General features: G+C 76.8%; 2 protein-coding genes. Both read right to left on the bottom strand.

The annotated features are described in order from the left end of the window. Positions 1–500: flavin reductase family protein (locus tag ABZ641_RS38000; RefSeq protein ID WP_359989195.1), on the bottom strand; the 500-nt coding region annotated here is incomplete at its 3' end. Then, on the bottom strand, positions 497–1,279 hold a 783-nt coding region (locus ABZ641_RS37995), incomplete at its 5' end, for an alpha/beta hydrolase (RefSeq protein WP_359989193.1). The genes ABZ641_RS38000 and ABZ641_RS37995, both read right to left, overlap by 4 nt.

Raw genomic sequence — 1,279 nt, 5'->3', positions numbered from 1 at the left:
GTGCCGGGGTCGAAGCCGCCGTACCCGCCGTCGTGGTGGACGAGCGGCGCGCCGCCCTCGGTGTGGGCGTCGAGCACCTCGCCGACCACCAGCAGGTGGTCGCCGACCGGGTGGAGGCCGACCGGACGGGCCGTCAGCCGGGCCGAGACGCCGTCGAGCAGCGGGGTGCCGTGCGGTCCTTCACTCCAGCCGGCACCTCCGAACCGGTCGATGCCGCTGGTGGCGAACCGCCGGGCGAGGTCCTCCTGGTCGCGGCGGAGCACGTGCACGGTGAACGCCTCGGCGGCGCGGACGACGGGTGCGGTCGAGGAACCCGCCGCCAGGTAGAAGGAGACCAGGGCCGGTTTCAGGCTGACGGAGGTGAAGGAGGTCGCGGTGAAGCCCGCCGGGCCCGGCACGGTGATCACCACGACGCCGGCGGCGTGCCGGCGGAGGGTCCGGCGGAGCAGTTCCGCAGGTGTGGTGGCACTGCCGAGCGGGCGTTCGTCGACGGCCGTCATGAGGCGGGTCCCTTCCGTTCGGTGGCGCGGTGGTCGGTGCGGTGGAGGTCACGGCCTGCGGTGCGGTCGGCCGTGGTGAGCAGGTGGGGCAGGTGGCGCAGCTCCGACAGGTCGCTGCCGCCGGCGCGCAGCCGTTCCAGCCATTGCACGACGTGGGCCGCGACGCTGCGGTGCGCGGCGTCGTTGAGGACGTCGTGCCTGCCGTCGGCGACGAGGACGAGTTCGGCACGCGGCAGCCGGGCGGCCAGGCTCCGGGCGTTTCCCGGGTCGGCCACCGGGTCGGCGAGCCCGTGCAGCACGAGGGCCGGCAGGTCCGGGACGGCGGCAGCAGCGGCGGACGCGAGTTCGGCCGGTACCGGGACGCCGAGCAGGCCGGGCCGGAAGGCGGGGTCGGCGGCGAGCAGGCCCCGGTGGACGGGACAGGCCGTGCGGGCGGTGAGTTCGTCGCTCCAGGCCGGGCCCGGGGCGCGGGCGTCGTCGGGCGGGCCGGCCAGCAGCAGGGCGTCCGGCCGGGCGGCCCCCGCCGCGGCGGCGAGGGCCAGCAGCGCACCGGTGTCGGAGCCGGCGAGGACGACCGGTCCCGGATGTTCACGGGCCTCGGTGACCTGTGCGGCGAGCCGGGAGGTGTCGGCGAGCGATTCCACGTCGGCCGGTGCCAGCACCCGGTAGCCGTCGAACGCCAGTCGTCGGCCGAACCTGGCGTACAGGCCCGGGTGTTCGCCGCGGCCGGGCAGCAGGAGCACGGTGCCGCGGACGGCGGTGCCGGCCGTCGGCGTCCA

Origin of the sequence: Kitasatospora sp. NPDC007106, assembly GCF_040634455.1 — a bacterium.
Classification (GTDB): Bacteria; Actinomycetota; Actinomycetes; order Streptomycetales; family Streptomycetaceae; genus Kitasatospora; species Kitasatospora arboriphila.
This window is presented reverse-complemented; position numbering and strand designations above follow the sequence as displayed.